The organism is Dyadobacter sp. SG02, from assembly GCF_900109045.1.
Lineage (GTDB): Bacteria > Bacteroidota > Bacteroidia > Cytophagales > Spirosomataceae > Dyadobacter.
The window spans coordinates 309635-335182 of record NZ_FNYL01000005.1 but is presented as its reverse complement, the minus strand read 5'-3'; the positions used below and the strand labels follow the sequence as shown (position 1 = coordinate 335182).

The 25548-nt window shown below is 51.6% G+C and carries 19 protein-coding genes; 3 read left to right on the top strand and 16 right to left on the bottom strand.

Translation table 11 applies throughout. The features are described from left to right. Nucleotides 1-46: 46 nt before the first annotated feature. From BMW93_RS14330 to BMW93_RS14255, 16 genes are all read right to left on the bottom strand, one after another. A complete protein-coding gene (locus BMW93_RS14330) occupies nucleotides 47-1093 on the bottom strand; it encodes a YhcG family protein (RefSeq protein WP_090377107.1) in 1047 nt (348 codons plus the stop codon). Nucleotides 1094-1282: 189 nt separating this feature from the next. After that, nucleotides 1283-2590 carry a glycoside hydrolase family 71/99-like protein gene (locus BMW93_RS14325; protein ID WP_090377104.1) on the bottom strand — a complete coding sequence of 436 codons (1308 nt, stop codon included), beginning with the start codon at nucleotides 2588-2590 and terminating at the stop codon, nucleotides 1283-1285. A 59-nt stretch (nucleotides 2591-2649) separates the two neighbouring features. Beyond that, complete coding sequence (locus BMW93_RS14320) at nucleotides 2650-3339, bottom strand: DUF3823 domain-containing protein (RefSeq protein WP_090377102.1); 690 nt, start codon at nucleotides 3337-3339, stop codon at nucleotides 2650-2652. 4 nt (nucleotides 3340-3343) lie between these two features. Beyond that, nucleotides 3344-5239, bottom strand: coding sequence for a RagB/SusD family nutrient uptake outer membrane protein (locus BMW93_RS14315; RefSeq protein ID WP_090377100.1), 1896 nt, complete (start codon nucleotides 5237-5239; stop codon nucleotides 3344-3346). A 12-nt stretch (nucleotides 5240-5251) separates the two neighbouring features. Further along, nucleotides 5252-8395 (bottom strand): TonB-dependent receptor, encoded by a 3144-nt coding sequence (locus tag BMW93_RS14310; protein ID WP_090377095.1) that lies wholly within the window; start codon nucleotides 8393-8395, stop codon nucleotides 5252-5254. A gap of 225 nt (nucleotides 8396-8620) precedes the next feature. Further along, nucleotides 8621-8884, bottom strand: coding sequence for a hypothetical protein (locus BMW93_RS14305; RefSeq protein WP_090377092.1), 264 nt, complete (start codon nucleotides 8882-8884; stop codon nucleotides 8621-8623). A gap of 56 nt (nucleotides 8885-8940) precedes the next feature. Continuing rightward, a complete protein-coding gene (locus tag BMW93_RS14300) occupies nucleotides 8941-9579 on the bottom strand; it encodes a hypothetical protein (RefSeq protein WP_090377089.1) in 639 nt (212 codons plus the stop codon). Between the two features lie 69 nt (nucleotides 9580-9648). Then, nucleotides 9649-11886, bottom strand: coding sequence for a TonB-dependent receptor (locus BMW93_RS14295; RefSeq protein ID WP_090377087.1), 2238 nt, complete (start codon nucleotides 11884-11886; stop codon nucleotides 9649-9651). Between the two features lie 106 nt (nucleotides 11887-11992). After that, nucleotides 11993-12709: a LytTR family DNA-binding domain-containing protein gene (locus BMW93_RS14290; RefSeq protein WP_090377084.1), complete on the bottom strand. Its 717-nt coding sequence runs from the start codon at nucleotides 12707-12709 to the stop codon at nucleotides 11993-11995. Further along, the gene (locus BMW93_RS14285) at nucleotides 12706-13728 is read right to left on the bottom strand and encodes a sensor histidine kinase (protein WP_090377081.1); all 1023 of its coding nucleotides are present in this window, start codon (nucleotides 13726-13728) and stop codon (nucleotides 12706-12708) included. The genes BMW93_RS14290 and BMW93_RS14285 overlap by 4 nt, the downstream gene beginning before the upstream one ends. A 144-nt stretch (nucleotides 13729-13872) precedes the next feature. Continuing rightward, nucleotides 13873-18879 (bottom strand): Ig-like domain-containing protein, encoded by a 5007-nt coding sequence (locus BMW93_RS14280; RefSeq protein ID WP_090377078.1) that lies wholly within the window; start codon nucleotides 18877-18879, stop codon nucleotides 13873-13875. A 76-nt stretch (nucleotides 18880-18955) separates the two neighbouring features. Then, entirely contained in the window at nucleotides 18956-19264 is a 309-nt protein-coding gene (locus BMW93_RS14275) for a DUF6916 family protein (protein ID WP_090377075.1), read from the bottom strand. Beyond that, nucleotides 19246-19749 carry a GNAT family N-acetyltransferase gene (locus tag BMW93_RS14270; RefSeq protein WP_090377688.1) on the bottom strand — a complete coding sequence of 168 codons (504 nt, stop codon included), beginning with the start codon at nucleotides 19747-19749 and terminating at the stop codon, nucleotides 19246-19248. Before BMW93_RS14270 ends, BMW93_RS14275 begins: the two co-directional genes overlap by 19 nt. Nucleotides 19750-19790: 41 nt before the next feature. Continuing rightward, complete coding sequence (locus tag BMW93_RS14265; RefSeq protein WP_218147693.1) at nucleotides 19791-20309, bottom strand: phage tail protein; 519 nt, start codon at nucleotides 20307-20309, stop codon at nucleotides 19791-19793. Nucleotides 20310-20358: 49 nt separating this feature from the next. Beyond that, the gene (locus BMW93_RS14260) at nucleotides 20359-20862 is read right to left on the bottom strand and encodes a phage tail protein (RefSeq protein WP_090377070.1); all 504 of its coding nucleotides are present in this window, start codon (nucleotides 20860-20862) and stop codon (nucleotides 20359-20361) included. Nucleotides 20863-20904: 42 nt separating this feature from the next. Continuing rightward, entirely contained in the window at nucleotides 20905-21423 is a 519-nt protein-coding gene (locus BMW93_RS14255) for a phage tail protein (RefSeq protein WP_090377067.1), read from the bottom strand. A 523-nt stretch (nucleotides 21424-21946) separates the two neighbouring features. On the opposite strand from BMW93_RS14255, the gene BMW93_RS14250 reads away from it, so the two are divergent. The 3 genes from BMW93_RS14250 (at nucleotide 21947) to BMW93_RS14235 (ending at nucleotide 25403) form a co-directional block, all read left to right on the top strand. Continuing rightward, on the top strand, nucleotides 21947-23314 hold the full coding sequence (locus BMW93_RS14250; protein ID WP_090377064.1) for a glycoside hydrolase family 140 protein: 1368 nt from the start codon (nucleotides 21947-21949) through the stop codon (nucleotides 23312-23314). Between the two features lie 310 nt (nucleotides 23315-23624). Further along, the gene (locus tag BMW93_RS14240; protein WP_090377057.1) at nucleotides 23625-24197 is read left to right on the top strand and encodes an RNA polymerase sigma factor; all 573 of its coding nucleotides are present in this window, start codon (nucleotides 23625-23627) and stop codon (nucleotides 24195-24197) included. Nucleotides 24198-24314: 117 nt separating this feature from the next. Then, nucleotides 24315-25403 carry a FecR family protein gene (locus BMW93_RS14235; protein ID WP_177194087.1) on the top strand — a complete coding sequence of 363 codons (1089 nt, stop codon included), beginning with the start codon at nucleotides 24315-24317 and terminating at the stop codon, nucleotides 25401-25403. The last annotated feature ends 145 nt before the right edge of the window (nucleotides 25404-25548 follow it).

The window sequence follows — 25548 nt, the reverse complement described above, 5'->3', positions numbered from 1 at the left end:
TTAAACATAATGAAAAATGACGAAATGGGGTTAGAACATCGCGGACTCACTTGGGTTGTTTGTTTGATGCACGCTTTGAATGTCCAATCTCCTTTTTGATTTCCAGAATTGATGGCAGGGAGGCTTTTAGATTCTTAGGAATCGCTTCGATCAGTTCGTACTGCGAAATTCCAATCGGTTTGCTAAGATCGCGCAGCGCATATTCGGCGATCACACCGTTTTTATCCTGACAAATCAACAAACCGATACTCGGCTGATCGCCCTCAGATTTCAGTTTATCATCTACTACCGAAAGATAGAAATTAAGTTTACCGGCATATTCCGGCATGAATTTCCCCTTTTTGAGCTCTACAACCACATAGCAATGCAGCTTCACGTGGTAAAAGAGTAAGTCGATATAGAAATCCTGATCACCTACCTCGATATGTACCTGTTTCCCAACAAATGCAAACCCGGCACCGAGTTCCAGCAAGAACTTCATGACATGGTCAGTCAATGCATCTTCCAGCTCCTTTTCCTGGCATAAGTCCGTCAAATTCAGGAAGTCAAAGATGTAGGGGTCTTTCGTGATCTGTTGTACCAGATCCGACTGTGGTGATGGTAATGCAGAGCTAAAATTTGAAATGGCTTTTCCTTTGCGCTTGAAATACCGGGAGTCGATCTGGGCAACCATCACGTCCCGAGACCATCCGTTTTTGTAGGCCTCTTTTACGTAAAAGAGCCTTTCTTCATGACTTTTTACCTTATTCAATAAGGTAATGTGGTGGTACCAGGGAATTTGTGCAAGCGTCGCTTGCACAAATTCAGGGTCGGGATAAATAGCGGCAAATTGCCGCATGTATTTGAGGTTTCTGGCCGACAGACCTTGCATGTCGGGAAATTCCTTTCTCAGATCTTGCGATAGCTTATCGATTACTTTGGCACCCCATTCCGAACGGTTCTGCTGGTTCAGAATCCAATTTCCGATTTGCCAGTACACTTGCAGCAACGCCGAATTAGCTGCCAGGTTTACCTTAAATCTGGCCAGCCGGATTTCCGATTTGATGCGGTCCAGGAAGTCACCATAGTCAACGGGCAAGTTGTCGTGTGTCATAGAAATAATGCGAGGGTGAAGCCACAATTTAGTGGTAATACCATTCGCATTATCGTAATTAATGCATGAATTGTTTAAACTGCCGGCATTAATTAGCAGAAGGTTCAATGCATTTATAACTTATGAATGATTACAAAAAGCGGCAATTTGTGCAAGCGCCGCTTGCACAAATTCGAGACTGTGTATCAATCACTTACGCACCGGTTTCGCAACCCCGTAACCACTTTTTCCATGAAACCATTCGGCCCCTTGCCCTACCAGCCACAGGTAATAATCAGAAGGCAGGTCCGCTTCGATCCCTACAAATTTCCCGTCCGCATTCAGCGGCGTATCGCCTTCTTTCCGCGTTTTGAAAATGGCCGTGCCTTCGTCTACTTCATCGAACATGGCGACGTAAAGGGCCTCGGCGCCGGACATTTTGGCGCCGGCGATTTGCTGCCAGAGGAACTCGCCCTTGTTGCGCGGGATCTGGTTGTAGAGCGACTTGTCGTTTTTGAGGTTACCCCAGCTGAAACCGGGAAAAACGAGCGGAGCGTAGTCGATTTTGTTGGTTTTACACCACGCAACGTCGGCAGGGAGGTTCGGGCCTGCGACCGTCAGATAGGTGGAGGCATTGTAGCGGCCGACGGCCCATGGCATAACGATGTCCGCTTGCTTGATGACTGTATGCAGCAACGGCGAATTCTCGGTGTCGCGGCCTAGTTCGCGCCAGTAGTAGGGCACGCCGAGCAGGATCGAAGCCTTTTTCGTAGGGCCTTTTACCTTTTCCAGGAGCTTCTGAATGTCGGCGATGGTGTACTTGCGGCCGTCGTTGAAGCCCACGCCCCAGATCGCCAGCAATGGGCGACCATTGTGGCGGAGGTAGGTTGGATTTTCCTGTCCGTCGAAGAGTTTGAACAGTTGTTGGAGCTCCTCCCAATCCTTGGCGATGAAATCCATATCCGCCGAGGTAGAACCGCTGAGATCGTACATGATGCTGATCGCCCGGCCGTACTTTTTGGAAGCTTTCAATGCATTGGCGAGCACTTTGTTGAAGTGCCGTTTGCCGCTCTCGCCTTTCACTTCCGAAACAAACCTTTGCATATATACGCCGTCGATCCCGTGCTCCTTCATCCATTTGAAATGCAGGTCCACGCTTTCTTCATCGTAGGGGCTGTATACTTTCGCAGGCTCGCCATTGGCATATTTGAATGCGGTATTATAGGTTTTGGGATAATCGGTAACATCCGGCCAGAAATCAACGGAAGCGAAGCCCGGCTCGAATTTCCCTGCTTTCTGGTAATGGTGCCAGCCGCGGCCCGCGCCATCGCCATCGGCCGTAAACCAGCCCTGGTAACCGGCCATCACGAGGCCTTTGTAACTCTTAAAAAGGGAATGCGATTCGTCGTATTTTACTTCTTCGACAGGCTTGGGATCTTCTGCTTTTGGGTTTTCATCGCCGCCTTTGCAGCTGAACGAGACGATTGAGAGGCAGAACAGGAGTTTAAATAATTTCATGAAATTGAATTTTAAATAAAAAAGCGCCCGGAATTTGAACTCTCCGGGCGCCGCTGATTTTACAATGCGATCCTGACTGCCTTCGCATAATTGAACTTCGACTCCGGTGCATCGATAATGGCCCCGGCGCGGAAGAAATACTGATTGCCTGTTTTCAATACGTTGCTATTCGAGGGAATATCGATTTCCAACTGGTACACTTTGTTCGGATCGATCGCACCGTTGATCTCCTGCTCCGCGAGCGCGACGCGCATAGGCTCGCCCACGGACGGTTCCGGGTGCGCGTACAAGCCGATCTTCCTTACATTGTTCAGCACCGTTTGCTGCAATTTGAATTTGGCAACGATTTTCGTCCCCACTTTTTCAATGCTGGCCTCTTTTACGCGAATATAAGGCTGCACCTTGAAATCCAGCTTCGTTTCGCCCTTGACCGTCACCTCTTGGGCGGCCATCGGAACGAAATTCCCGCGTACGGGTGTGATCGTATACGTGTTCGCGAAAATCAGGTTGTTGCGGTAGGAGCCATCGTTCTTGATGATCATCGTCTGCTTGGTTTGCGAAGCGTAACCGTGCTCGATGAACTCGATGGTGCTGCCGCGGATAATGTCCTGCTCCACCGGCTCGCTGGTTTCGGCGTCAAGAAATGTGCCGTACAGCTGCGAATCAGGGGCAGGGTAATTGTCGATGCTGCATGCCGCTGCGCCAAATAGCAGCAGCAGGGCGGAAATATGAATGGTTAGTTTTTTCATGATTTTAATACTGCGGGTTTTGAACCAGACCGTTTGCTCCGATGCCGGGGATCGAACGGTAATACTGGCGGTAATCGAATGTGGACGGGTTGCTGCGGGGCACATTGACGCGCACGAAAATGTATTTCGCAGGCGTAACGCGCAGGTCGAGGATCGGGAGTATCGCGTGGCGCATCGTGTTGTTGAACAACGTGTGGTATTCGCGACGGCGGATCAGGTCCCACAAACGCTTGTTCTCGAATGCCAGCTCGACCCTTCTCTCGCGGATCACATTGTTGATAGACAGCGGGATTTCGGTCTTGTGGCCAGCGCGGCGACGAATGTCGTTCAATGCTTTCGCGCCTTTCACTTTGTCGCCGGTACCGCTTTCGGCAATCGCTTCGGCGTAGTTCAGCAGGATTTCGGCATAGCGGAAATCGGCGAAATCGGTCACGCATTGGTTCCAGCCCGGTGCGATATTCAATCCCTCATTCAAAAACTTCTTGAAGCTCACGCCGGTGCGGGTATTGTTGCCGCCCCACGTATCGAAGCCGGAGTATTGGGTACGGTCGGCCGAGCCGTAGGTGTAATAGGTTTTACCACCATGGGTGAACGGGTCGCCGCCCATGATCTGCGACGAGCCGTCGGGTTTGATGAAACCGGCCTGTATCACGATCTTCTGTCCTTTCCAGCTCGTGCCGGGCAGGATCATCGTCGCCCACATGCGCGCGTCCTTTCCTTTGAAGATATCGTTTTCAGTATCAAACCTTTTGTATTGTTTGGATGCGTTGAAACCGGTATAATCGGTAGCGTCGTTGGCAGCTGCCGAGGTGGCGAGCGGCGCGCTTTCGCCCGGCTTGTCGTAGCTTTCGTACACGTCCATCAGTTCGAGCGTCGGGTTCATGCGGCCCGGGTGTGGCCAGCCATTGGCAGTTTGGTTCGGCTGGAACCATATACCGTAATTGTGGCCCGTGCCGGAGCCCGGTCTGGCATAACCTTTGATGAAAATCACCTCTTCCGGGGCATTGTTAGGGTCTTCGAAAAGCAACCGGTAGTTGTTGGCGGCTTCCTCGGGTGTGGCCGGCGAGGGTTTGTAAAGATTAAATTTACCCGAACTGATAATCGCTTCCGAAGCATCGGCTGCCGCTTTGTAAAACTCCGCTGCGGCCGCTTTGTCCAGTCCTACCAGTTTCTGGTCTACCGCCGTTCCCGAAATAGGAGCGCGGTCGGCATATTTGGCCAATGAAGCGGCGTGCAATGCGGCGCGGGATTTCAGGGCATAAGCCACCCATTTGGTCGCGCGGCGCTCACCGCCGGGCCATGAATCGCCGAGGTTGGCAATCGCAGTATCGGTTTCTTTCAATACAAAATCCCAGGTTTCTTTCTCCGTGCTGCGTGGTACTTTCAATGCTTCCACGTCGCCTTCATACTTCTGCACGGAAGTGATCAAAGGCACGCCGCCGTAACGTTTCACCAATGCGAAATAGGCATATGCGCGGATGAATGCGCTTTCGCCGATCAGCGCCTTGCGTTCATCGTCAGTAACGTCGAGGGTAGGGATAATGTCGATCAGGATATTCACGTCCCGGATCAATTTGTAGCCCTGGTCCCACCACTGGAAGTCACCATCTCCGATAAAATCACCGAATTCGGTATGCACGGCCTCGTCGGTCGACATCGCCGGTGCGAAACCGCCATTGTTCGGATCGCCGGTGTTCCAGTTGAAGCCCTGGCGGAAGAATGTGAAATCTTCGATCGGCAGCTGGTAATACAGGTTCGCCATGTACAATTTCACGCCTTCGGGGTTAGAGAACAGGTTCTCACCCTGCAATTTATCGAGCGGCTGTTTGTCGAGCACATCGCCGCAGCTCATCGCCACGAGCACCAACAATAGCGTTAGGGTCTTTTTTAAATAGCTCATTATCAATTAATATTAGAATTTGACATTGATCCCGAAGTTGTAGCTCCGTGTAACCGGGTAGGTAAGCCCCGCACCGAACAATCCTTCTACTTTTTCAGGATCGAAAGGTTTCACGAACGAATCGGCCCAGGTGAAGATGTTATGCGCATTGCCATACACGCGGACATCGTTGATACCGATCTTTTTCAGCCATGGGAGGTTGAAGGTGTAACCCAGCTGCGCGCTCTTGAAACGCAGGTAGGAGGCATCTTTCCGCCATGCGCCACTTTCGGCGTACATCGCGCCCACATTGTAGTTGAAGCGGGAAGCAGGCCATTCGCCGGGGATCCACTGGCCGTCGGGCGACTGGTGCCATCTGTCGTAGAAGTACTCGGGCGTATTGCCGCGGAATGCGAACACTTCGGCATACACCTCGCGGAAACGCACGCTGTACTTGCCCGAGCCCTGGAACAATGCCGTGAAATCGAAGCCTTTCCACGAAGCATTCAAAGTAAGACCATAATACATTTTAGGATCGCCGCCGAAAAACAGCGGAATGGCGTCGTTACCATCGATAATGCCGTTTCCGTCCACATCCTTGTATCTGAAATCGCCGGGGAGCTCGCGGGTATTGCCGAGGTCGCCATTCTGGATCGGTGCGTAAATGACCTCGTCCTTGCTCTGGAACTGGCCTTCGAGCTGGTAGGCCCATACCACGTCGTTCCACCGGTTGGTAGCGCCGCCGCGCCATTTGTCCGTGCTGCTGAGGAACTCGCCGCGCTCCACGTAGCGGTTTTGCGTGCGCGCGAAGTTGAAGTTACCCGAAATACCATATTTGAAATCGCGGATCTGGCCATTGTAGGCGGCCGAGAATTCGATCCCGCGTACACGGTCGCTGTTCAGGTTTTCTTCGGGCAAGGTACCGCCGAATGTATTGGGCAGCGAAACGTTCCTGCGTGCGAGCAGGCCTTTGCGGTCGCGCTGGTAAATGTCAAAGGTCAAATCGATTTTGTTATCCCAAAGACCGAGGTCGATACCGATATCCTGGATATTCGACTTGAACCACGTCAGTTTCTCATTTACGATCGCCGGGGAAGCCGCGCCGGTGGTATAGTTGCCGTTGGTAAACTCATACCCACCGCCACCTGTGAGCGAGAAGCCGGGCACGTATTGGAACGGCGCGCCCGCGTCGGCACCCACGAGTCCGTACGAACCTCTCAGTTTCAGATTTGAAATGAATGGAATGCTTTTGATAAAGTTCTCCTCCGAAATCCGCCAGCCGGCCGATACTACCGGGAACAAGCCCCAGCGGCGGTCGGGGTGGTAACGGTATGAACCATCGTACCGCGCAGCGACTTCCAGCAAATACTTTTCTTTGAAATCATAATTTAACCGGCCCACGTACGACTGGCTCGCATATTCCGATTCCGAACCGCTGGTAGTCTGGTTGTTCAGCCCCGCCTGGTCGATCTGGTCGTTGGTGAAGAATGCGTATTCACGGCCAAGCCCCGCCCAGCGGTTGTGCGATTCCTGTTGCTCATATACCAATGTCGCGCCCAGGTTATGGTTCTTCGCGATGACGGTATTGTAAAATAGCTGGCCCTGGAAGGTAATGCGGTTGTTGTCCGTGAAATTGTTGCCGATCCGCGACGGGTTACGCTGAGCGTGGGCGGTGTATTTGTCGGTCGCGGCGTCGTAAGTATAGAGGTTGTAAGCCTTCGAGACCGACTTGGCGCGATAGTTGTTGCTGTCGTAAGCCACCAAGCCCTTAATGCGCAGTCCCGGTACGAATGGGACAGTGTAGGTCAATGCGAAGGTCGATTGGAAGAACTTGTTCACCTCCTGCGAGTAGCCGGTCAGGCCCCTGTCGGCCAGCGCTACCGGGTTATAGCCGCCGCTGAGCAATGCGGGGTATTTCGGGTTGTCGTTGGCATAAGGGCGCTCCGTAGGCAATGCAATGCGGGTTCCTTTATAGATGTTAAAGAAGTTATCGCCCGGCTGCTCCCGCTTATCGAATAGCCCCGAGAGGATCAGGTCCGCTTTCAGGTTTTTGGTTAAATCGATACCAATATTGGAGCGGAAGGTGTATTTCTGGTAACCCATATCGCCGCTTTTGAGCAAACCGTTTTCCTTCTGGTAACCAAAACTCGTGAAGTAGCTCACCACGCCCTCGCCGCCGGATGCGGAAATGAAATGCTGCTGCTGGCTTGCCGATTTATTCAACGTTTCCTTGTACCAATCGGTACCCTGGTAACCCGGCGCACCGCTGCGGAATTTCTCGATTTCCTCGGGTGAATACACCGGGTTCTCGCCCAGGTTCTTCGCCGCGTCGTTCCGCATTTCGGCCCATTGCAACGCGCTCGTCATTTTGGGCACATCGGTAGGGCTCTGGCGGCCGTATACCATATTGTAGCTAAACTGCGGCTTTCCCTGCTTACCCTTTTTGGTCGTTACGATCACCACGCCATTCCCTGCGCGGATACCGAAAATGGCAGCCGAAGCGTCTTTCAGCACCGAAATGCTCTCGATATCGTCCGGGTTGATCTTCTGGAACTCATAACCGCCGTCCCGCGCCACACCGTCGACCACGTACAAAGGCTCGCCAAAGCCGCGTATATTGATACTCGTGCTGAACGAGCCCGGCTCGCCCGAGTTCTGGCGGATCTGCACACCGGCCACCTTACCTTGAAGGCTTTGGGCCAAGCTCGTGTGCGTCGTGGTTTTGATCTGTTCGGAAACAATATTCGAAATAGCGCCGGTGAGCGTTTGCTTGCGTTGCGTACCATAACCCACCACGACCACCTCCTGCAATTCATCCGTGCTCGGTTCGAGTTGTACATTAAAGTTCGTGCGGTTACCGACAGCAATTTCCTGCCTTTTATAACCTAAAAAACTCACGATAATCACCGATCCCGACTTAGGAACGGAAAGCGAAAATTTTCCATTGGCATCAGTAGTGGTACCTTTCGTGGTGCCTTGCAGCACAATGCTCGCGCCGGGAATGGCGCTGCTTTTCTCGTCTTTAATTTCACCGCTGATGAGCGTTTCATCCGCGGCCGATTGCGCCAGCGCGCCCGCTTGCACGAGCACCATCAGGCATAATGCAGTGCATACGCGCCAGAGCGTCGTCCGGACATATTGCCTGCATAAGGGTTTTGATAGAAGTTGTTTGTTCATACCGTAGGGTTAAGTTCCTGTTCGTTTAAATGCATGAAATCGGTCGGCCGAACCGTGGGGTCAAAGTAATCGGGGGCTAATTAAGAAATGGTTAACAAACCATTAATGGGGCGCTTAATCAGGGTGATTTTTACATTATCCCGGTAAAATATTGGGGATTTTTGGGGTGGGGCAATAAAAAACGCCCTGCGGGGAGGCAGGGCGTTGGGTGGCAAATAGAATTCGCTATGGTTTTGTATCCGCCTTCGCGGGATGGTCGTCGCAATGCTCCCAATGTGCGTGGTGGCGAGGCGGCCCTCCGCGGAAGGGCCCCGCACGAAATGCAAAGATGTTCATCAGGATAAATGCGAAGATGACCGCAATAGCTGCGATACGTGCGGCGATGGTGAGGCCGCGGCGTTGGGAGAACGGACCGTAAATGTAGCCGATGATGAAAACCATACAGGCCACAAATAGAATGCGTGCGAAAATCAATAATCCGAAAAACATGGTCTTGGAAATTTAAGTGAAACAATGATGAAGTGTAATCAGCTGGTGAGTGGCGGTTATCGGAGCAGCGCTTCGCTCTCCGCTTTGCCCCAATGCGGCACGACGCCGAATGCCGCGTTACCGAGTTTCTGAATGGCTTTTCCGGCGAGCTCTTTGGCCAGGTCCTTGTCGCCACCCCATAATTTGGGCGTATAGTACTTCGTCCAGGCTTCGAGGTAAATGGCCCGCGGGTTTTCGGCGTCAAGCTTTTGCGCTTTCTTTAAAAACTGGTCGGAAAGCGGCCCGAATTGCCTGCCCATAGTCATAGGGCTGATGAAAACTTTGGTGCGGTAGATCATCGCCTGAACGACATAAATTTCCGCCAGAACCTTGCCGTCACCCTTTGCGAGCGACTCGCTTTTCTTGATCTGAGCCTCGCCCCGGATGCTGTAAGGTTCGATTTTTTCACCGTCGTCTTGCAGGAGAAATCCTGTTTTGGCATTACAAAAAGCGGCATAGTAATAGGGTAGCCATTCGGTTTTTTGGGCATTACCAAGTTGTACAAACGTTTTTTCAAGGAGCTGGAAATCGCCGACGGATTTGGCCTGGTCGAGTTTCTTCACGGAGGCTTCTAACTGAGCGGTGTAATCGCCGTTTTGCGCAAATGTGAATGCTACGGTGCAAATGAGCAGGATGGTGGTGATGAGGTGTTTCATGATGATTGAATGATTGAATGATTGAATGACTGAATGATTGATTGAATTGGTCTGGGTGGTTTTGCACTTTCAGTTCTGATCGAGCAGGTCTTCGGTGCGGTCGATGCCGAGGCTCATGAAGATGCCGAGGAAATAGAAGCGCGTGGCGGGGAGGGTAATGGGCGTTCTGAACTGGCCGTTGTAAGCGTAGGTGTATCCGAATACCTGTTTCGTGCCCAGTACATTGTTGGCGCCGAATGCGAAGCCCGAATAATCCCTGAATTTCGATTTTTTGAAAAAGCGCATCATTTTCGAAACGTGCAGGTTCAGCACGTTGTAGGGGCGGGTGGTGCCGGAATCGTAAATACGGGTACCGGCGTCGGCGCCTGAACGGATGTCGTAATACGGCCGGCCGGCAGCGTAGGAATACGAAACATTGACATTCGTGCTGATTTCCTGGAAAAACCGCTTTACCGCAATGGTAAAGGTATGGGGACTGGTGAACGACGGCCTGATCTTTTCGGGATAATCGAGGTAATTGCGTTTCGTATCCAGGTAAGTGTAGGTCAGCCAGTAATCGAGGTTACGGATGGTCTTTTTATCGCGCCAGAAAAGCTCGAATCCCTGTGCATACCCATCGCCCCCGAGGCCGACGTCCGGGTAGGTTTTCACCAGGTCGCGATATTTTTTGTAATAAATCTCCGTCCTGAAAAACCGGTTGTTGGCCTTTTTCGAATAGTTGAGCACATAATGCTCCGCCCGCGAAAATCCGTGTTGCAGGTTTTGGAACAGATACCGGTTTTCAGGCTTTTGGTAAAAAATACCATACGCCAGGTTTAACTGACTGCCCGTTCCAAGCCGGTAGCCCAGGCTCGCACGCGGGGCTGCGACGGCTTTTCGCAGAAGGCTCGAATATTCGGCCCGCAACCCCGGACGGAACGCAATATGCTCGCCGATGTGCAGGTCGCTCTCGATAAATAGAGCCGAAAGCTGGTCGCGGAGCGGGGTTGCCATGCCATTGAAGTCCTGAACGTCTTTGAAATAGAATGTCTCTGCGCCAAAACGTAAAGCCTGGTTCTGCGCGAAGTTGCGGGTAAGTACCGCCCGACCCTGGGCGAAATGCGAACGGAGAGTAATGTCGCTGTTCCTGGCTGAAAACGGGGCATGGGGTATGGCAATGGGCTCGCTATTTTCACTGAGCAGGCGATTGCGGACCGTATTCTTGTCAAAGGTGTACGCAATGCCCGCGTCCAGCCGCCAGTCGGGCCCCAGGTCTGTCCGGTAGCTTACTGTTCCGTAGATATTCGGGTTTTTCAGCCTGAAATCGGAGCGGAGGGAGGCGCTGTCGGTATCGGGGTTGCGCATGCCGATGTTGCTTTCGGCGAAGGCTACATATGCTTTGAGCATGCCCGTTTTCCCGGTTTTAAGGCGGAAGTTCGCATTGGCGCTGGTGTATTCCGGCCCGTGATAGTAATCGGGGCGCTGCGGCACCACTTTGTTGTACAAACTTTGGTTGCTGTATGCGATCCCGCCGCCGTAGCTGCTCCGCCCGGATTTGGATAAATGCTGGAAACCCGCCCCGAGGTTCGAAGGGAACAGGCTGAAACTGGCTGAGCTTTTTTCGGGCAGATCAATACTTTCGAGGATCAATGCGCTGCTCATGGCCTGTCCGTACAATGCCGAGTAGCCGCCCGTGTTGAACAATACCCCTTTGAAAAGGAACAGGTTAATGCGGGCCGGCTGCATAATACCCGGTACGGAAGCGTAGTTCGGGTTTTTCATGAGCGTACCGTCAACGAACATGCGGGTTTCCTCACTGGTCCCTCCGCGCACGAACAGTCCCTCGCGCTCGCCCACCTGCTGCGCGCCCGGGAGCGAGCGTAGCGCATTGGAAATGTCGCCGCCATTGCCTGCTACCGTGTAGGCGTCGATGGGCGTAAGGGAAGCGCCTTTGGCTTTATCGCTGGCTTCGAAGCTGCCGGCGCTCACAGTCACCGCGTCGAGGGTATTAGCGGCTGCGTCCAGGGTAATGGAAAGCGTTAGCGCACTGTCGGCGATGGTGATGGCTTGCTGATGCGTTTTGAAACCGAGCGACGAGACGACGAGGATCTGGTGGCCGCGCAACGCAGGCACGAAGGAGAAATTGCCGAGCGAGTCGGCTACTGTACCGGATTGGGAGCCTTTGATGCGGATATGCGCGCCGGGAACGGGCTCGCCCAACGGGCCGGTTACTTCGCCGCCGATCTGCGTCTGCGCCCGGACGGCGAGCGCAAGCAACAAGCCGGCTGCCGTCAGGATGAGTTTAAATGTAAATGCATTGGAAATCATGGCTTTGTTTGTTTTTTGACCAAAGCTATGACATGCTCCAATACGTTTCAGGAAGAGTAGACAAGGCGGCTAACGCCTGCGACGAAACGGTAAAATCCTGCGACGACTATTCGGGCGAAATGTGCAGGATTTTGCGGAGATGGTCCTTGTAATGCTCGCTGACGGGAATTTCGACGTCGCCGATCAGGACAAAATCACGCTTGACGGCAGTAATTTTTTGCGCAGCTACCAGATAGGATTTATGGGTACGGACGAATGCCGGTTCCGGTAATTTTTCTTCCAATGCTTTGAAAGTCATGCGGGTGATAATGGGCTTTGCAGCCGACGAAAGATGGATTTTGACATAATCTTTCAATCCCTCGATCCAGGCCACATCTGCCGCTACTATTTTCACCAACGAATATTCGACGTTCACGAAGAAATCGGGTATTGCCGCCGGAGCAATGAGTTCGGGCGTTTTTTGTTTGAGTTGAAACAAGTCATAGGCACGGTTGCAGGCTTTCAGAAAACGCTCCATACTCACCGGTTTGAGCAGGTAATCGACCACGTTCAGCTCAAAACCTTCCAATGCATATTTATCATATGCGGTAATGAGGATCACCAGCGGCGGGTCGGGGAGGGTTTTCAGGAATTGCAAACCACTGAGACGCGGCATTTGAATATCCAGAAAAAGGAGGTCGACAGGCTCGTTTTGCAGTATTTCAATGGCTTCCATCGCATTCCGCGCCGTTTTCACGAGTGTCAGATAGGGCACTTGCCGGATATTATCGACGAGGAGGTCGAGCACCAGTTTTTCGTCATCAACGGCCAGGCATCGCATCATATTAAATTAAGCTTGAATATGACCCGGAATACGGTGCCTTCATCGCCGACAACAAGGCTGTGATTTCCGGGATAGATCAGTCTGAGGCGTGTCCTCACATTGTCGAGTCCGATGCCCGAATTGCCGTCCTTGTCATTAAACGGGTCCGGATCGTAAGTGTTTTCAACGGATAATGTGAGTTTGCCGCCGGCCGCTTCAAGGCGGACATTCACAAAGGGGTCTTCAAGCCCTGTCGCACCATATTTAAATGCATTCTCGACGAAAGGTATCAGCAGCATCGGTTCGATGAGCAGGCCGGCGGTTTCATCATCTAACCGGATTTGAACGTCAATGCGAACCGAGTCTGAAAAGCGCAGTTTTTGCAATTCGATGTAATTTTTGAGATACTCCGCTTCCTGCTTCAAGGTTACCCGGGTGGCTTGCGATTCGTACGTCATGTAACGCATAAGGTCCGATAGCCGGAGTAACGCATCTTCCAGCAGGTCGGACTTTTGGCGGGCCAGTGCCACCATGCTTGTAAGTACATTGAAGAGGAAATGCGGGTTTATCTGCGACCGCAGGAATTTCAGCTCGGCGGCTACCTGCTGCACCTCATATTCTTTCCGCGCCCTTTCCTTCCGGATTCCGTCACTGACCCGCCGGTAAACCAGGCTCGCGGCGAATACCAATATGGACGGGCCGAATATCAACCCGGCCGAGTTTCTGAGCACGACCTCCGGAAACCATTGGGCGACGAGCTGGTATTTGAGGGGAAATGAAGCCACTACCAACGCCATAGAGCAGGGGATATACAGCCACCAGCGCCAGCCATGGGCAAGTTTGGGATAGAGATAAAATGCATTGAAATAGAAGATCCCCGCATGGACTATCCCTGCAAGCATAAAGTAAGCGGCCGGTAAACCACCGATCCGGTATCCTTCGCCGGCGGACGAGACAAAGTAGGGCAGGAGAAGGATAATCACCCATATACCGATATGGATCGCAATCTCCCGTTTCTGCTGCATTTTCAAGGATGTCATCTGGAAGTGTAAAACTCAAATTTATACGAATCACCTGCGAATCAAAAGAAACAGGCGGTTATATAAAAAAATCAGGCGGAGAGAAACTCCCCGCCTGATACAGTTAAACCTAAACAACACTTTAATAACGCATTGGTGTCGTAATTATCGGTTGATCAGCACTTTCCGGTTAACAACTTCACCGTTCTTATGCGTGATCGTCAGAATATACATGCCTACCGGCAGGTTCTTCACATCGATGGTTTTCGCAATGGCCTTACCCGATCTGTAAACGGAAAGTCCGGTCAGGCTATGCAGTTCCACCGATTTCACCTGGCTCCAATCCGTACTTTTCAGGTTGAGGATGTCGGAAACCGGGTTTGGATAGAACTCGGATAGCAATGCTGCATTGTCGAAACCGACTTTGATAATCTTGCTGTAAGCGAAAGTCTGATCGGCATCTACCATTTTCAGGCGGTAGTAGTTATCGCCGGAAGCAGGTTTTTTGTCAACAAAACCGTAATTCACCTCGGCGAAACTTTCGCCCCGCGATTTCTGAGCCCCGATCGTTGCCCAGCTTTTGCCATCGGCGCTGCGCTGTACATCGAAATGGTCGCTGTTGGTTTCTTCCGCAGTATTCCATTTCAATGCAATCGTATTTTCAACTTTTGCACCGCTGAAATCGATCAGGGTTACCGGCATCGAGCAGTCTTTGAAAGCTGTAAGCGTGTCGGAACAACCATTCAGCGTGGCTACGATAAGCGCCGTCTCTTTACTTGGGATGCCTGTTACCGTGCTTCCGTTAACCGTTCCCTTATCGGTGGTGATGACCGCGCCCGGGGTAGCCGTGAAGAATACCGTGTACGTTTGCGGGTCCGCCACGAAGTCGCATTGGTATTCTGCGCCGGTCAGGGCGATGGTCGGTTTGACGTTGACATTCACCGTCGCAGTCTGCCCGGCTATCGGCGTTGTAGCACCTCCGGCACCGCTTACGTTGGTGAGCGAGTAAACGAATGTACCCGTCGCAGAGGTTGGTACATTCACCGTCGCCGTCGTGTTGGCGCCGGTAGTCGTTACCTGCTGATCGGTTCCACCATTGATTTTGTAGGTAAATGTAAACGGCGCGATACCATTCACTGCTGTAAACGTAATCACAGGTTCAGTCTCGTTTTCGCAAGCAGTGGTGCTGCCCGAAATCGTCGCGGTGAGGTTATTCGCTACGGTTACAGTGGCTGTCTGGGCCGAAGGCGGCGTCAGCGTACAGTTCTGCGCGTCCGTCACACTCACGAGCTCGTACGTGAACACGCCTACGGTAGTGGTAGGCTGGCTTACGTTAGCGGTCGTGTTGACACCCGTTGTGCTCACGGTCTGGTTCGATCCATTGTTGATCTTGTAAGTGAACGTGTACGGCAATGTACCGCCGGTAGCACCGAACGTAACGTTTGGCGCAGATGCCCCCTGGTTCACGGTAGTAGTCCCGGCGACGCTCGAACCGGTGATCTGGTTCACAGTCAGCACTGCCGCGTCGGAAGTAGTGTTGTTACAAGGGTTTGTAATGATACAGCGGTATTCCGAAAGGTTATCGGAAGCCGGTACATTGCTCAGCGTCAGCGTTGCGTCGTCCGCAGTCGGGTTGGTACCTGTCGTAATATTCGAGAATGAGCCGCCGAATGGTTTTTTCTGCCATTGGTAAGTTACGCCCGTTTGCGAAGTCGCCACCGTGAACGACGTTCCGGAACCTGCGCAGATAGTTGCAGCATCAGGCTGGTCGGTGATCGGAGGTGCCGGGGTAGGGGTTACCGTCACGGTGAACGAGCAGGTAGGAGCAGTTCCGATGCCGTTCGAAGCCGTCACGAGCACGGTGGTGTTTCCGGCAGGGAATGCATACGGGAATGTGATCGGATTGCCGCCCACGCTGTAAGTAATGGTAGGGGCAGGGCATCCGTCCGCTGTCGCCGTGAAAGTTTGTGTCGACGTACAGGTTCCCGCGTCGGGCGAGACAGTCTGGTTGCCCGGGCAGAAAGTGATTACCGGAACCGACGTAACCGGCGTAACGGTCGGGTTGCTGCTGCCTGCGGTGTTCGGATCGTCGGTCAGCACAGGGGAGAAATTGGTACCGGTTACGGTTCCTTGTGTCGATACCTGACAAACTGATGTCGGGATATTGTTATTAATGGTCGCTTTGAACTTGATGACCACGTTTTTACCCGCAGGAATATTGAAACCGCTGCCGGTGCCATTGACGTTGATCGTTTCGCCTGCCTGGGTTGCTTCTGTACGTGCAGGGCTTGCAGTTACCGCCGGAGCTTCCTGTTTAGCAGGTTCAACAGCTTCTTCAACGATTGTTGCTGCCTGTGCCGTCTGCTCTTCTGTTGCCCCCTCCGTCGAATCCTGTTCGGCAGCGATTCTTGCTACTTCCGGCTCTTCGGCGCTCATGCGCAGGGTAGGCAGTAACGGCACGCTCGCGGACGCGCAGGTTACACCTGGGCCAAACGTAAATGTACCGGCGCCACTCTGATTTGTAACCGCAGGAGCGGGAGCACTGGGGGTAGTAGGCGTGTTACCTCCTGCAATCCAGACCTGTTCGGTGGTTGACCCGGTTCCCTGCATTAAAATCTGTGCGACGGTCGGAGGAGTAGTGTTTACGCCCGCCCTAAACCGCGCGGAGTAGCCGTTGAAGCTTGGGGTTGTGTTGGGCGTCACTTTGTTATTCGTAACTTTTGCACAGATTTTCGCCGTATTCGGAATAGCGCTCGTCGCCACCACGTCGATACCGTACAAAGCAGTCGCTGCGCCGGTCATAGGCAAGGTATTGTTGTTGATGATCGCGTTGGTGAGCGCACCGGTTGAGGAAACGGATTCGACAACGATACCGGCTCCGTCAGACCATGGGTTCAGCACATTATTCTCGATGTTAACAGTTGCATGGCTGCCCGCGTCGTTGGTACTTACGCGTATCCCTGATCCCGCCTGCGCAACCTTGGTTAAGTTGTTGCCGTTGACATTGCCCTCGAGATACCCGTTGCCTGTTCCATAAAAGTTAAGCCCCGGACCGTTGCGTGTAGAAGCGGTGTTGCCGTTTACATTGAATTTAGCGGTTGAGTTACCGGCAGCGCCAATGTCAACCGCGGTTCCAACCGAGCTTTGTGTAATATTATTGGTCAAAACGTCGGCTTGGAGCTCTCCGGTGTCGGTGGAGTAAGCTTCCACACCGGAAGTTCCGCAGTTGGTGAATGTAGAATTGGTGACACGGAGTTTCATTTTCGAAGTTCCGCGGGCATACATTTGCAAACCGGCATTAGAGGCGGAAAAGCTGGAACTAATAACCGAAAGTTGGTCCAGGTTGGTGTTTGTGTTATCGAAATACACCGCCCTGCCGGCTCCGTAAGTAAATGTAACAGAGCTGATTTTGCAGGTCCCAGACGTGTTGATGGCGTAAATACATCCTTCCTGGCTGGCCTGGACAGGATCACCCACACTGCCTGAGCTGGCAACCGATCCATTTGTAAACGTGAAGTCCTTCACGCCGTTCATGTTGATTCCTTCCTGTACAATCGTGCCGCTGATGACAACCCTGTCCAGAGTAAGGCCATTGACATTAAGCGCGTAAATAGCGGCGTTGGCGCCTGTATTCACTTGCGACGCGGGAAGTGTTCCTTCTGCGGTGTTCGCATTGTTCAGGTTCATGTTTTTAATGGTAACACCCGCTACTCCCGACAGTTCGATACCGCGTGCAGAGATGTTCTGGATTGTACCGCCCGATCCGCCGGTGGTACCTGTTCCGGTGATTTGGAAAGTTCCGGTAGTACCCGAAATGGCGATCCCTTTCGCTGTCCCTGAACTTGATACCGATACAAATGAGGCGGTCAATGCAAGCGAGGTGCCGGAGATCGCGATGGCTCCGTTGTTGGTAGCGTTAATACTACCCGTAGCGATTTTGAGCGTTCCGCCGGTCGTTAATGCAACCGTTACGGCAGCACCTCCCGACGTGGATGTTGACGATACCTCGGAGAATTCCGCATCCAATGTAGCACCTGATATGGAAAGAGCCCTTCCGCTACCCGTCAGAGCGGCCTCGCGGATGAACAGACTACTGTTGGTAAACGAGCCGTTGATTTTTGAGTTGGTAGTGTTGCCGACGTTAAGCCCTCGAATGGTATTGCCGGTGTTTACTGTTATGGCATTCGCGGAAGAAGTAATGTCAGGTCTTGTTCCGCCGAGGACTGGTAGTAGGTTCGTACCGCTTGGTTGAGCAAACGGACCGATCGTAAGCAGGTCGCTACCAGATCCTTCTCCGATCAGTTTTTGGTTGCTAAGCAGTGTGAAGCTGCCGCTGTAAGCTCCTGAATAAAGGAAGATCGTATGCCCCGTTTTTGCGTGCAGGTTTCCGTTGTCGTTGATCAGCTGAAATTGTGAAATCGTGTTGAATGGCTTGGAAAGCGTTCCGGTACCGCCGCCAGGCGCATTGTCGTTTATAAACCATATGGCTCCGGTGGCAACAATGGTAGCGGTGGCAGTGGATGTCGCACCGGAGTTGTTGGTAATCGTGTAGTTGAATGTGTCGTTTCCGGTATAACCGGCAGGAGCATCGTAGACGAACGCGCCGTTCGAGGCGTTAACCGTCACGGTTCCCCCTTGGGCGGTTGTGATCGTGGTGGATCCTGTAATGGTGAGGGCGGTACCCGCAGGACTGATGTCGTTACTCAGCAAGCCGCTTCCGGCAGGAATGTCCAGCCCGACGTTTCCAATCGTATTATAAGAGTCGTTTACGGCGATCGGACTGGCTGTAACAGAGCCTGGTACGAGCGTGGTGTTGGGGTCGAGCGTTTCCGTGAATGACACTCCGTTTGCATCGGTACCGCCATTCGTAATTGTCACGGTATAGGTAAGCTCATCCCCCGCCGAGCCTCCGCTCAGGCCGGTGTCGTTGGATATGACGTAGGTGTTTGTGGCGGTTATACTCGGTATTAACATCATCCGCGTTCCCTTCTGGGTTTTACGTACGCGGGCATAAGGTATTTTTTCGGTAGAAGGCGCTACGGCAAGGATTTGTTTGTCCTTTTGGGTAACCCATTCATGATTTTGGAGGGTATCCCCGGCAAATCGGCTGACCATTTCGGCCCCCGATGCCAGCAAGGCAATTCCCGTGAGATACAAGTAAAGATTTTTCATGATCCTAGTTTTATTGATGTATGTATTTTTCTTTTTTTCATTATCATAAGTTGTTCATTTGTAAAGTATTATGCTTTTATGAAAACACGGCCTCATACCTCATGCCGCTAGCATCCGGACCAATTGGTACCAAGAAAAGATCAAGCTCTTTGATGTCCGGATGTAGGATTTGGTAGATGCCCTGTGGTCGGTGCGTGTGGTCCCCGGTGGTTTGTAATTCCACTGAGAAAGGGCCGCGCTCAATGGGTGTGTAGCTGTTAAGCGCTGTAACTCTGGTCAAGACCGCCGGTGTTGTTTGTGCATCTGTAAAACGCACGTCCAGCGTCTGATTAAGGTACTTGCTGAAATCGTCGATGGTAATTTTGCTTAGGTCGTATGCTTCCATTCCATTAAATGATAAACTCCATTGGTTTCACTGATTGTCTTGAATCCAAGGCGGGTATACAGATTTTTGGCAGGATTGAAAGTTTCCACATGTATGGTCAGCGGCCGCGCGAGTCCGGCGGCCCTGTTCATGAGGTCCCTGAAAATACCCTGTCCCAAACCATTGTTCCGGTATTCCGGAAGTATGGTAATGTCAATAATCCGCATACCCTTGCCCTGGAAGTTTTCGTGAAGGTATAGCCTCCCGATAGTTTTGTTCTTTGATTCTATTACCCAGAAATCGGCACCTGTATAATTTTTTTGATAGTATTCATGCTGTGCATTAAACTGGCTCGACAGAAACTCATATTTCATCAAATCTGTCCAGTTCGTAAGCCTTTCCATTTCGCTGTCGCGCGTACTCGAGTAAATCTTTTCAAGCATGGGCAGATCCCGGGATGTAATGGGTCTCAATGAAAGGTTCGTATTGGAAAGCGTGAATTTCATGGTAATCAAAAAAATGTAAACAAGTGATTCAGGGTACTTTATTAATGACGCGGCGGGAAAACCCCTTGCATTGCAATGTTAAAATAGCAGGTTAAATAAGGCTGCATGTTATTATGAGGCAGATTTCCACCCGTCATAGAGAGCGTTGTGATCGCCATGTTTACATTGGGGTTTCCCGGCAGGTATACGCTACCTTCCTGGGAAATGGAAACCAGGGCCGTACCACTCGGTGTCGAGGTTTCGGCACTATCCTGTACGCCACGGATTGTGTGGTTATGCAAAGGTATTTCCGACTCAAGCAAAGTGACTGTTTCGCTGCCGCTGGCCTCTCCGAGGTCGCGGAGCGATAGTCCCGGGCCCTGGCCCGGGTGCATTGGTACCGAACCCTGAAGGTCTGGTAGCGCGAAGGTCGATTTTCCGTCTCCTCCATAGGTAGTGCCCAGCAGCGAAAACAGCGCGGTATTTTGTGAAATAGGCAATAATTGGCCATTGCACCAGGCCCAGCCCTTCGGGGCAAAATTGAAAGGGAAGATTCTTATCTCAGCAACAAATGGATCCATGATCTTTCTTTGGGTTTAAAATTTTACATATACTCAGCAGGAGCGAGACCTAGGTCTGAGATGGGAATACTCCGAAAAGTGATATGATAAAGTTTATGCAGAGGAACGGTTGTATGTTAGTATGTGGTTGGCTGCCACCTAACACCGTTACCATATTGGGCGCCATCGAGGTCGATGGAGGATCTGAAAAGAATATTTTTGCCTTGGTGGACGTAGCAACTACGGCATTGGCCGGGTTAGGCACGTTGCCGATGTCCGTCGAAACCATAAATCCGTGGGTGTGGTTCGGGATTTGGTTGGTCGTCAAAGTAACTTCTTCTACTCCCGCAGCTTCCCCCACCTGATAATTGCCACCCTGGTGAACCGGTACGCGGCTTTGTAAGTTAGGAAGCGCAAATGTAGACTCACCGTCACCACCGTAAGTGGTTCCGATCAATTGAAAAAGCACTTCATTTTCGGAAATGGGTAATAATTGTCCCGAGCAGAACTCCCAACCTGCGGGCGCAAAGTTCCCCGCAAACATTCTTATTTCTCCTACATAGGGTTGTGCCATGTCTTTTCTTTTTTTACGTGATAAATGAAATAAGCGGGTTAATTAGTTAGGACTCGGGAAAATACCCTGAAGCGCCACAATGAAGGTGATGACGAGGAACGGCTGCATGTTGGTGTGGGCCTGGCTTCCTCCGACCGGCGTCACTGCTTGCGGATTGATCGGGATCAGATTGCGGTTGATCTGGTCGGAATACAGATTGGACGGTTTGGAGTTGGAAAACCAGTTGTTGGCGGGAGTGCTGACGTTGGAATCGGCGTTACCCGTGTCGAGTGCCTGCACAACGTGGGTGTGCTGAGGTAATTCCCCGATGCTGAGTGTGTGACTCTCCTGTCCGCCGTTTTGTCCGAGCAAAAACCCGTTACCGACGTGAATAGGAACGCGTCCCTGGAAATTAGGCAAGGCGAAGGTGGTTTGCCCGTTTCCTCCGAAGGTGGTACCCAGGAGTGCGAACAAAGCCTGATTCTGATTGATAGGGAGGAATTGCCCGTTTGCCAAAGCCCAACCTTTTGGTGCAAAGTTGAAGCTGGCCATTCGGATCTCAGAAAGAAACGGTTCTGCCATAAAAGAAATGGTTTAATTGATGGATAATATAAAGTATTGACGCTGCTCTGCCGGTTACCGGCAGTATCGATGAAGTGCAGTCAGAATCGGGTGTTGATGAGCAGTATGGGACGGGAATGTGTATATCCTGCTAAGAAGATACCCGTAAAATTGTAAGGGTAACAACGGGAGATGTAGAAGTTATTTTCATAGGGAGGTACGTCTGGTTTAGGTTATGTAAAAATAGTACTTCAATATTAGTGATATATCACCATTTCGATGAAATAAATTACTTAACGGTCATAATTATTCTACGTATAATCTTGTAAAATATGTATAATTAATTAGATTAATCCGTTGAAAGTGAGATGATTGCAATTATTTAAGGGCTAGTAAAAATTTTTATCCGGGCGTCCTGGCTGTCATGCGTTTCGATAGCGGCGTGTCACTCATTTTTTTGTTAGATTATTCAGGTACTGGATGTTAAGAATCGATCGCTCCCTGCTTTATGCATTGATCATACTTAGCTAATCCGGCATTTTCCATGAAACCTAACTGGCTCCTCATTCTGGCAGTCCTCTGCTGTTCGCTCGCAGGTGTACGCGCACAACACTATACGGTAAGCGAAAACAAACGCTTTTTACTTAAAGAAGGCAAACCTTTCTTCTGGCTTGGCGATACGGCCTGGGAGCTTTTTCACCGTCTCGACCGCTCCGATGCCGATTATTACCTCCAAAAACGAGCCGAACAAGGTTTTACCGTTATCCAGGCCGTAGCGCTGGCCGAGTTCGACGGTTTGGGAGAGCCTAACCCTTATGGAGAGAAACCGCTGGTGAATAATGACCCTACGCAGCCGAATGAAAACTACTTCAAACACGTCGACTACATTATCGACAAAGCCGCAACTTATGGCCTGACCATCGCCTTTCTACCTACCTGGGGCGACAAGGTTTTTAAAAATACCTGGGGCAAGGGTCCTGAAATTTTCAATGAAAGCAACGCGAAAGCCTACGGAAAATGGCTCGGTAACCGCTACAAGGCCAAACCGAATGTCATTTGGGTGCTCGGCGGCGACCGTCAGCCGCGCAAGGACAGCCGCGACGTGGAAATCTGGCGTTCCATGGCCACCGGCATTGCCGAAGGGGTAGGAGGCCACGACAAGGCATTGATGACCTACCATCCGCAGCCGAACAAGGAGGGGTCGAGCGAGTGGTTCCACGAAGACGAGTGGTTCGATTTCAATATGTTCCAGACCGGCCATTGCCGCGATTCACCCGTTTACGATAACATCCAGCGCTCGTACAACCGCACGCTCGTGAAGCCCGTACTCGACGCGGAACCTATTTACGAAGATCACCCGGTATGTTTCAATGTGAAGGAAAACGGTACTTCAAGCGCCTACGATGTCCGTAAATCGGCCTACCTGGATTTGTTCGCGGGCGCATTCGGGCATACGTACGGGTGCCACGACATCTGGCAAATGTACTCGCCCAACCGCGAGGCCGTGAATGGCCCGCATATATTCTGGCAACAGGCCCTCGATTTGCCCGGCGCATTGGAGATGAAGTATGTAAGGAAACTGATAGAGTCCCGCCCGATCACCGACCGTGTTCCTGACCAATCCATTGTCGTCGAAAATGCATTGTCCGCGCCGGATCGCGTACAAGCGACGCGCGGGAAGGATTACCTTTTTGTGTACACGGCATCGGGCAAACCATTCTCTGTGAACCCCGGCAAAATTTCCGGCGAAAACCTGGAAGCATTCTGGTACGATCCGCGCAACGGCAAGGTGCGGGACGCCGGGAAATTTGACAATAAATCGGTAAACAAATTTGTACCGCCTACCTCGGGCTACGGCCACGATTGGGTGCTGGTGGTGGATGATGCGGCGAAAGGTTACAAAAAGCCTTGAAGGCGACGGATGGCTTGTATGAAATGTATTCCGACCACTACCTGTCGGTTGAGGTTAAAGACCCGGGTGTCCGGAGGGCAAATCGGGTTGGCAGGGCTTGAAAACGGGACTTACCTCATCGCTACCAGTGAAACGGCGCCGAAAAGTACCGGGCAAAAGCTGGTTATCGTACGGTAAAAACAACTTTGTCTATACATTCAAATCCTCCTTGTTCGGAGGATTTTTCTTTTTTGCAGTAATTCCGGGTAAAATTTTACTTAATAAAGAAATTCGATCATTCGTAGCACTCATTTTGTACACTGGCTGACCGATGGAGCAGGACCTGGAACGTTGGAAGAAGTTCAAAAATGGCGACGCGGCCGTTTTTGAAGACATGATCCGGCGTGAGTTTCGTGCGCTGTTCGAATACGGCTCCCGCTTTATCCACGACCGCGATACGCTGAACGACTGCATTCACGACCTTTTCGCCTCTCTCTGGGACCGCAGGCGATTTCTGGCCGACACCGACAAAATCAGGCCTTATCTGCTGAAAAGCCTTCGCAACCGGCTGCTGAAAGAGATCGAACGGACGCACGCGCTTACGCCGTTTGAAAGCTGGCATGAAAACCGGGATGCCGAGGATGATATCGAAACCCGGCTGATCTCCACCGAAACCGATGAGCGCCGTAAGCTGCAAATCGGGACGGTACTGCATTCGCTGACGCCCCGCCAGCGTGAAATCATTCACCTCAAATTCTTCGAAAACCTCTCGCACGAGCAGATCGCCGAAGTGCTCGACATTTCACGACCAGCCGTTGCAAATCTGCTCTCGCAGGCTTTGCGGCTTTTCCGGGACAAGTGGCATACGATTTTGCCTTCGCTTTTCATGATTTTATTTTATTGAATATCAATGCTTTGAATGCTTTTAGTTCGGCGTCGGAAAAATAGTTTACTTTTTTCGATGATGATTGGAGCATTTACCGATTATCCTCCCTGTAAACACACCAAATGGTGTTTTGTTATGAAATACTATAAAGATTACGATCTGGAAGACTTCCTGCAAGACGACAGTTTCCGCCGTTGGGTAGCTGGCGAAGCCGATGCCACCGAAGGACTTTGGGAAGAGATCGTACGCCTCTATCCGGATAAAAAAGTGATCATGCAACAGGCCCGGGAGCTGGTACTCACCTGGCAGGAGCATTCGGCCATCGTGACCGACCAGCAGCTGGAAGATCAGGTACAACGCATTTTGCATACCACCCAGGCGCATACGGAAGTGACTGAACGACGTTTTGCTATAACAAAATATCTCTCGGTAGCCGCCGCGGCTGCGGCCTTAGTGTCAGGGTTGACATGGTTCTATTTTGCTGCCGACAGGGATACGACCCGATCGGGCCGTGCGAATTATCCGGCGGCTATTCGGCCGGATTCGAAAACGCAGGAACTAGTCAACAACCTGGAAAAGGAAATGCGGCTTCGGTTGCCGGACAGCAGCGAGGTGCGGCTGAGTCCTGGTGCGCGCATTACCTATTCTCAAAACTTTGTCCACAATAAGAAACGCGAGGTGTTCCTGTCGGGTGAGGCGTTTTTCGACGTGACCAAAGACCCGCAAAATCCTTTTTTTGTGTACGCCAATGGCCTGGTGACCCGTGTGTTGGGCACCAGTTTTTTGGTTAAAGCGACCGATACGAACGTGGAAGTGCTCGTAAGAAGCGGAAGGGTATCGGTACTGCCTTTGAAAGACATCGAAAATCCGACGGACCGCAATACCGAGCTGCTTTTGACGCCCAACCAGCAGGCGATATTCTCCGTGAAGGACAATGTGATTTCGAAATCCATTACCAACATGCCGCTCGAACTCATCAAGCCCGATGCGGAAGCCGGGTTTGTATTTGAAAATCAGCCTGTGAGCAAGGTATTTTATGCTTTGGAAAAAGTGTATGGCATTCCGATCGTGTATGACGCGGCGGTGATGGAAAAATGCTCGCTTCGCGTGGAGCTCAGTAACGAGCCTTTTTTTACCAAACTAGACATTATTACGCAGACCCTCGGGGCCGCTTACCGTGTCAGCGACGGGCAGGTGGTCATTTCCAGCGAAGGCTGCCGATAGCATTACCTATTCCTGAACCCCTAAACCTTACTGCATGATTAAACACCAGTTATAAAAAGCAAAAAGCCGGGAACGGGTCCAGCGTTTCCGGCTTTGAAAATTCCCCTGAATTTAAGCGAAACTTAAAGCTCCCGAAAAGGGAGAG

Coding starts and splice junctions, on each gene's coding strand:
- BMW93_RS14330 (WP_090377107.1), bottom strand. CDS start 1,093: ATGACACACGACAACTTGCCCGTTGACTATGGTGACTTCCTGGACCGC.
- BMW93_RS14325 (WP_090377104.1), bottom strand. CDS start 2,590: ATGAAATTATTTAAACTCCTGTTCTGCCTCTCAATCGTCTCGTTCAGC.
- BMW93_RS14320 (WP_090377102.1), bottom strand. CDS start 3,339: ATGAAAAAACTAACCATTCATATTTCCGCCCTGCTGCTGCTATTTGGC.
- BMW93_RS14315 (WP_090377100.1), bottom strand. CDS start 5,239: ATGAGCTATTTAAAAAAGACCCTAACGCTATTGTTGGTGCTCGTGGCG.
- BMW93_RS14310 (WP_090377095.1), bottom strand. CDS start 8,395: ATGAACAAACAACTTCTATCAAAACCCTTATGCAGGCAATATGTCCGG.
- BMW93_RS14305 (WP_090377092.1), bottom strand. CDS start 8,884: ATGTTTTTCGGATTATTGATTTTCGCACGCATTCTATTTGTGGCCTGT.
- BMW93_RS14300 (WP_090377089.1), bottom strand. CDS start 9,579: ATGAAACACCTCATCACCACCATCCTGCTCATTTGCACCGTAGCATTC.
- BMW93_RS14295 (WP_090377087.1), bottom strand. CDS start 11,886: ATGATTTCCAATGCATTTACATTTAAACTCATCCTGACGGCAGCCGGC.
- BMW93_RS14290 (WP_090377084.1), bottom strand. CDS start 12,709: ATGATGCGATGCCTGGCCGTTGATGACGAAAAACTGGTGCTCGACCTC.
- BMW93_RS14285 (WP_090377081.1), bottom strand. CDS start 13,728: ATGACATCCTTGAAAATGCAGCAGAAACGGGAGATTGCGATCCATATC.
- BMW93_RS14280 (WP_090377078.1), bottom strand. CDS start 18,879: ATGAAAAATCTTTACTTGTATCTCACGGGAATTGCCTTGCTGGCATCG.
- BMW93_RS14275 (WP_090377075.1), bottom strand. CDS start 19,264: ATGGAAGCATACGACCTAAGCAAAATTACCATCGACGATTTCAGCAAG.
- BMW93_RS14270 (WP_090377688.1), bottom strand. CDS start 19,749: ATGAAATTCACGCTTTCCAATACGAACCTTTCATTGAGACCCATTACA.
- BMW93_RS14265 (WP_218147693.1), bottom strand. CDS start 20,309: ATGGATCCATTTGTTGCTGAGATAAGAATCTTCCCTTTCAATTTTGCC.
- BMW93_RS14260 (WP_090377070.1), bottom strand. CDS start 20,862: ATGGCACAACCCTATGTAGGAGAAATAAGAATGTTTGCGGGGAACTTT.
- BMW93_RS14255 (WP_090377067.1), bottom strand. CDS start 21,423: ATGGCAGAACCGTTTCTTTCTGAGATCCGAATGGCCAGCTTCAACTTT.
- BMW93_RS14250 (WP_090377064.1), top strand. CDS start 21,947: ATGAAACCTAACTGGCTCCTCATTCTGGCAGTCCTCTGCTGTTCGCTC.
- BMW93_RS14240 (WP_090377057.1), top strand. CDS start 23,625: ATGGAGCAGGACCTGGAACGTTGGAAGAAGTTCAAAAATGGCGACGCG.
- BMW93_RS14235 (WP_177194087.1), top strand. CDS start 24,315: ATGAAATACTATAAAGATTACGATCTGGAAGACTTCCTGCAAGACGAC.